Source organism: Borreliella spielmanii (assembly GCF_014201705.1).
Lineage (GTDB): Bacteria > Spirochaetota > Spirochaetia > Borreliales > Borreliaceae > Borreliella > Borreliella spielmanii.
The window spans coordinates 1-6,699 of the sequence record NZ_JACHFA010000009.1 but is presented as its reverse complement, the minus strand read 5'-3'; the positions used below and the strand labels follow the sequence as shown (position 1 = coordinate 6,699).

General features: G+C 23.0%; 6 protein-coding genes. 5 read left to right on the top strand and 1 reads right to left on the bottom strand.

All coding sequences use genetic code 11. The features are described from left to right. Nucleotides 1-536: 536 nt before the first annotated feature. Nucleotides 537-854, bottom strand: a complete 318-nt coding sequence (locus HNR35_RS05890; RefSeq protein WP_236845802.1) for a transposase — start codon at nucleotides 852-854, stop codon at nucleotides 537-539. A 995-nt stretch (nucleotides 855-1,849) separates the two neighbouring features. Between HNR35_RS05890 and HNR35_RS05990 the strand changes: the two genes are divergently transcribed. From HNR35_RS05990 to HNR35_RS05205, 5 genes are all read left to right on the top strand, one after another. Continuing rightward, nucleotides 1,850-1,936, top strand: a complete 87-nt coding sequence (locus tag HNR35_RS05990) for a hypothetical protein (RefSeq protein ID WP_080563300.1) — start codon at nucleotides 1,850-1,852, stop codon at nucleotides 1,934-1,936. A 199-nt stretch (nucleotides 1,937-2,135) separates the two neighbouring features. Then, the gene (locus HNR35_RS05220) at nucleotides 2,136-3,197 is read left to right on the top strand and encodes a plasmid maintenance protein (protein ID WP_183224386.1); all 1,062 of its coding nucleotides are present in this window, start codon (nucleotides 2,136-2,138) and stop codon (nucleotides 3,195-3,197) included. After that, complete coding sequence (locus tag HNR35_RS05215; protein ID WP_014486330.1) at nucleotides 3,190-3,780, top strand: DUF226 domain-containing protein; 591 nt, start codon at nucleotides 3,190-3,192, stop codon at nucleotides 3,778-3,780. The genes HNR35_RS05220 and HNR35_RS05215 overlap by 8 nt, the downstream gene beginning before the upstream one ends. Further along, nucleotides 3,753-4,490: a ParA family protein gene (locus HNR35_RS05210; protein WP_011703908.1), complete on the top strand. Its 738-nt coding sequence runs from the start codon at nucleotides 3,753-3,755 to the stop codon at nucleotides 4,488-4,490. Before HNR35_RS05215 ends, HNR35_RS05210 begins: the two co-directional genes overlap by 28 nt. Nucleotides 4,491-4,536: 46 nt before the next feature. Continuing rightward, complete coding sequence (locus HNR35_RS05205) at nucleotides 4,537-5,157, top strand: chromosome replication/partitioning protein (RefSeq protein WP_011703909.1); 621 nt, start codon at nucleotides 4,537-4,539, stop codon at nucleotides 5,155-5,157. Nucleotides 5,158-6,699: the final 1,542 nt, after the last annotated feature.

Sequence of the window (6,699 nt, the reverse complement as noted above, 5' to 3'; positions counted from 1 at the left end):
AATCTCATGTAAACACACTTCATAATCAATTCAAAGAACAAACTACAGAAGTAGAAACACTACAACAAGTCATATTATCAATATAGACTCTTAATACCCTTTTAATTTAGTGGAAATTAAAAAACAGTATATTCGGGATTTATATAAAAAACATATTATCTACTTTAGTAAATAATATTGAAAATCTTATTTTTGGTCTAAAAATTATTACCTTATTTCTACTGAAGGAGTTTCTATAGATATCATAAAAAGCATATGTGAACTACTATTTCTAATCAAGGATTATAGAAATAGCTTCTTGTTTCATCCCATGATAGCTTTTTAGGCTCTACAAGAAACGGGCATCCACTAGAAGCATGGTCCCACAAGCTTTACTTTAGGCAGTTCCTGCCTTGATTTTTATTTATTTACAGCAATAGACCTTAACGATTTAGAGCCATATTTATATTTCCATAATACATGGCACCATGACTGTTAAAAGTCCACCTAGTATCCCTTAATTTTAGAGTTATATTTTTAATACAACAATTATTACATCATAATTTGATTGATGGAAAATATCTATCTACTTTATGAAAACAAAATCCATGCCGTTCTAATTTATATGATAATTTTCTTACAAACTCATGCCATCCTAAATTATTAATACTTTTCCCAAAAATTCCTTTTTGCATACCTTTAACTGATAAGTTTTTTATTATTGTATTTTTATAATTAGATATAAAATAGTAAGACAACCTATGTGAAAAGTCTTTTCTTTGATTTGAAATTTTATTATGTAGCTTAAAAGCTCTTAATTTAGATTTAGTTCTATTAATATAACCTTTTTGTTTTTTTCCAACTTTCTTTGGCATTTCTTAAGTTTATTTTCATTTTTAGTAAATATTTAGGATGATTAGTTCTCTAACATTCACTACTTACTAAAGTAGTCCATGCCCACTCAATGCCAACTATCCCTTTTTTTATCATATTTAATTTTATTGTTATTTTTGATATCTAAGCACTCAACTGACACTAAACTATAATATTTATCATCGGTATCTTTTTTCTACTACTACATTTTAAATAATCTGATTGCTCTTCATACCCACTGTAAATAGGGCTTTACAAATACAATTTAGGCAACTTAATATAGCCACTTTCTATTCTTATTAAGCTTTTTTGATTATTGGTTCTAAAAATTTGCCTTATGTTCTATTTCTTTTTTAATTTCTCTGAAAAATTATTATGTGTAGAGAGTTTAAATCAATTTGAGAATTATAAAAGGCTGAACTATTAATTTCTTTTTAAAATGGAAACTCTTCTTTATATTTACTTAGATAAGTAATAAAACTTTGCTTATTTTTTATAATAATATATTTTATAACTTAACATTTTGTTATATAAAATCTTACACATCTAAATACTTTTGATTAGTATTAGGATATATTTTATACTCATAAGCTTTAATAGCACTAATATACTTCATTATTTTAGCAATATCTTAATCTTATACTTAATACATATGGCACATAAACTAATTTTTAATAATCACTGAGTATATTCTATTAATATTAATTATCACTTAGTATTGTTGCTAAATATAGTCATAAATGAATAAATAACGAGCTTTCATCTTATCTTTATCAAATAATACTTAATATATATTTATTGTGGGAAATAACCATTGATAAATTCAACTATGATAAAAATCATATTTATTTACTACTAGAATTTATTCCTAATATTTAAACTTCTAAATTCATCAATAATCTAAAAACAGCATCTTTGGGAGCTTATAAAAAAATATTCTACTTATTGAAATAAGTATTATTGGAAACCTTATTTTTGGTCGCCTAGATATTGTCTTATTCCTACTAAAGGAGCATCTATTAACGTTATTAAAAGGTATATTCAGAATCAAAATAAATCTATTTATAACAAAGAAAAAACTTAACATCCAATGCAAAGCTCAAACTATTTATAGACCATTGAATTTCACGATAAATAGTAATAAAAATAAAAAAGCATTAGGAGATAGTACTTTTTAAAGTACAGCATCTATAAATAATAAAAAATATTGAAAATAAGGGTTGAAATTTTAAAATATTTTATACATAATAATGTTTATTAATACGGGCAAATAGGAGACTAAGATGGCACTAAATTCACTTGACCATAATAAAGCTAACACTAATAAGTCTAATAAACTACTTTTAAAAGACTCTAGACTAAAAAAGGTGATTTCAGTAATTAATTACTTAAATAAAAGTTTTGAAGAAAAATATACTGCTTCAATACATAGAATTCATTTTAATTCTGAAAAATTAAAAGCACTCCATCCTCATCATCAAGGAGACATACTTAGGGTTCTAAACTCAAATATAAACAAAGAAAGTTATAAACCAACTGTGATAAGAACTTTAAGAGAAGACTTAAGATTTTTAATTCGTATAAAAGCAATTGAAAAAAGAATACTAACATTCTCAAATAACCTGGGAAAGTTTAAAGGAAAGCTGTGTATATATAAAGTATCCCCTATTGCATATAAATTAATAGATGCTTATTTTAGTAGCACTAAAGCAGCCCTTTATAAGAAAGTAAAAAAAGAAAAAGATACTTTTGTCACTGAAAATGTCACTGAAAATGTCACTGAAAATGTCACTGAAAATGTCACTGAAAATGTCACTGAAAATGTCACTGAAAATGTCACTGAAAATGTCACTGAAAATGTCACTGTATATATAACACCTTATAATAATATATATAATAAGAATTCTATTAAATCTATTTTTAAAAAAAATTCTAATAAAAAAGAATTAAAAAAACCCGTTCTAGAAAAAAAATTGGAATTGCCTACAGAAATAACTAAGGAGATAAAAAGCATAATAAAACATACTAAAAATCCAGAGAAAACTTATAAAAACACACTTTTTAATTACAAAGATTTCTTTAGCTATTTATCATATGATTATAAAAAAGAAGATATTTTATCTTTCTTTTTAAGCAAACTTAAAGAATATAAAAACAAAATTCACTTTATGAGACAATATGCTCCCTATAAAACAGATTTCTATTTGCTTGTAGGGGAATTTAAAGATTCATACAGTTCTAAATGGAAGATAAATAATAAAAAAACTAATTTCAGTGGAAATGCAAAGCATATAGCAAGTAACATTTTAAATAGAATTTTAAAAAAGGAGCTTAAATTTGAGTAATTTACTAGAAAAACTAAAATCAAGAAAAAAGGAAATAATAAATAAAAAAGAAATAGAATATAATAAAAATATAAATAAGGAAGAGAAAGAGAAAACTGCTTTTTTTAGAATTGAAGAAATTGATAATAAAAAAATATATTATACAAAACTTTTTAAACATTTAATAAAATTTAGAATTACCAATAAAGACCATAAATTAAGTTTAATTTTTCAGAAACTTAACAATAAAAAAAATTATTATTTATTCAATCTTTTTCCCTTAAAAGAAGATAATAAATTTCTAGGAATAAAATATGGATGGGACAAATTAGAAAAGCCTTTCTTTTTAAAAAAAGACAATAAATCTTATGTGATAAAAAAACTTTATTATTTGGAATTTAAATTTAGCAAGGGTTCTATTAAGTGCTATGTTCAGTCTCTTAGAACACTATTAAGGAAAAAAGATAAAGAAAATACCGAATATTACAAATTTAATTTAGAACATATAAAGAAAATGGAAAACACAGTATACAAGTTTTACAGCAAAAAGTTAAAAGATACAGGAGTGATATATAAATGGATAGAAAAAAATCAAATATCATAACAATAGCAAATCTTAAAGGAGGTGTCGGAAAAAGCACATTATCAATACTTTTTTCCTACATATTAAAAGATTTAGGTAAAAAAGTATTGCTTATTGATATGGATTCGCAAAACGCATTAACTTCATATTTTAAAAAATATGTTTTTAATTTTGATAAAAATAATATTTATAATTTATTAATAGGCAATGCTTATTTTGATCAATGCGTAAACAAAATTAATGATCATATTTCTATAATTCCATCACATCCTTCTCTTGATGAATTTAATTATGAAAATATAGATAATAAAGAAAACTTATTAAGTTTTTGTTTAGATAAAAATATTTTAAGTCACAATTATGATTATATTTTATTTGATACACCCCCCAGTTTTAGTTTTATCTTAAAAAATGCATTAAATGTTACTAATCATATTGTCATTCCGGTTCAACCTGAAACATGGTCAATAGAAAGTTTAGAAATACTAATACAAAAAATTATAAACAAAAGATACAATATTTCAATTGTTGTAAATCAATTTATTAAAAATAGAAATATCCTTAAGGAGGTTGAAGATGCTTTATATAAACGATATAGCAATTATATAAAAGGCAAAGTTCATTATTATAATAGCATAAAAGTTTTTATAATTAATCGTTTAGAACCAGATTTTAAGAGTAAATATTATAAAGAAGCAAAAAATGTATTAAAAAATATCTTAAGTTTGTAACATTTTTTTATATTCCCCCGGGGGAATGTAAAGTAGGGAGCCTGAAATGAAAATAAAAGCTAAAAAAGATAAAGAAGAATTATTTAGCAATCGTTTTGGAAATTATAACGAAGAGGTAGATTCAAATGCCGATCAAGACAAAGAATTAATAAATTATAACAATCTAAAAGAACAGCTTAAATATAACCTAAAAGATGATATTAATAATAAAATTCAAAGAATGAAAATATTATATGAAATTAAACAAAAAGAATTATATAAATATGATGGTTTTGCTAGGTTTAATGATTTTATAAAATCTTTTGAAGTTGCGAAAAGTCAAGCTTATAGATATTTAAAGATTTATCAAAAAGTTTTAGAAGGCAAAGTATCTATTGATAAAATAAAGGAAGTGGGCTTTAAAGCTATATTAAGAGATATAGAAGGTAGAAATTTTTTAGACAAAGACACATACAGTGAGTCTAAAGATATTGATGAAAGCATTCCTATTAGAATTTTAGTAAAAGATAAAGAAATATATAATTTTTGTAAACAAGATACTAAAAGATTGTATTTTATTATTGAAAAAATTTATAAAGACAAGAAAGAGATTTTATCTGAGCTTATAATCGAATATGAAAAACATAAAAAAATAAAAAACATAAAAAACAAACTTATTGATTTATAAGACATATTATGGTATTATTCAATTAGGTTGGGGAGTTAGTTTCCCATCCTATTTGTTCGTTATAAACGGAACTGCCCATATAGGGCTTTTTTGCTATGTATAATCTCAATCTAAAATATTTATTAACTCTAAACTTTATTTTGTGAACTGTTTTTCTAATGGGTTTGAGCTTGTTACCCAATTTAATGCCGAAAAGATATCTATAAAAGGATTTTTTAATGCTAAAATCTCTTTCTTAATAAAGAATTCTCCATTTAAATACTATAGAAATTATAGATGAGAGAATTTTCTCTGCTGGGTTTTTATTGAAAATTTCACCAAGGTGTTTTTTGTTAATCAATAGAGAGCTTTAATCTCTCGTTTAATAAATTTGGATATTTAGAAAATATTGGCTTAATAGTTTTGTTAAATAGATTTGGACTTGATGTAATTTTATATGTTCTATTTTATTAATTTGTCTCTTTTTTATAGTAAGATATGCAAGCATTATGGCTATATTTATTCTTTTTATAAAGAATCTTAAAAGAATTTGTTAAGTTATTATAAAATTCTCAAAATTATGTAGATTATATCAATAGATAAATAATAGGATTTGGGTTAATTAAAAAATAGACTTCATAAGGATCTAGATATATTAATGCTTTCCGCTAATTAATAATTATTATTAATATGATAGGTATATCTAAACTATGATAAAGTTTTAAACCGAATAGATAAAAAACATAAGAATACCTAAGACTTTTAAGATCTTTAATTAAATTATTATATTTATCTTTCATGATTCATAAATTACCATATGTTATCCATATAACATAATTTACAAGGCCTACCATAAATTTCAAGCTTTGATGAAATAAAAAAATATATTTAAAATACTTATACCTTTTTTCACAAAATTATTTTCACTTTAGGTGAATTTTAAAGTTTTACTCTAGTAGTTTCATGTTAAAAATCCATAAAATATTTTTTATTATATCAAAAAAAAGAGTTAACTTAATTAAATTAATAAGTCTTAATTCTAAAAAGATGAAAATATATTAGTGTAATTAAAGAAATAATTTTTATTAAAAAATGAAACAATATCTTATTTATAATTTAATTGTTAAAACTTTTAAATTTAGAGGGGATGTGAATTGTGAATATTATCATGAATCCATATAAAATAGCAATAAGTGCGCAATCTTAATAATCTTTATTAAGATTGTAATATTTTATATTTATTTATATAGCAAATAAATTGATTTTTGGTTTTTAAATATACTTTTCATGATTCTTATAGAAACTTCTCTAGTAGAAATAAGATAAGAATTTCTAGTCTAAAACAGATTGTCAATATTACCTACTTTAGTAGATAATATGTTTTTTATATAAACCCCCAATATACTGTTTTTTAATTTCCACTAAATTAAAAGGGCATTAAGAGTCTATATTGATAATATGACTTGTTGTAGTGTTTCTACTTCTGTAGTTTGTTCTTTGAATTGATTATGAAGTGTGTTTACATGAGATTTAAGCATATTGATATCTGTTTTTATAAGATTT

What these genes read in the sequence shown, in the direction of transcription:
- HNR35_RS05890 (WP_236845802.1), bottom strand. Translation starts at nt 854, where the DNA reads ATGCCAAAGAAAGTTGGAAAAAAACAAAAAGGTTATATTAATAGAACT.
- HNR35_RS05220 (WP_183224386.1), top strand. Translation starts at nt 2,136, where the DNA reads ATGGCACTAAATTCACTTGACCATAATAAAGCTAACACTAATAAGTCT.
- HNR35_RS05210 (WP_011703908.1), top strand. Translation starts at nt 3,753, where the DNA reads ATGGATAGAAAAAAATCAAATATCATAACAATAGCAAATCTTAAAGGA.
- HNR35_RS05205 (WP_011703909.1), top strand. Translation starts at nt 4,537, where the DNA reads ATGAAAATAAAAGCTAAAAAAGATAAAGAAGAATTATTTAGCAATCGT.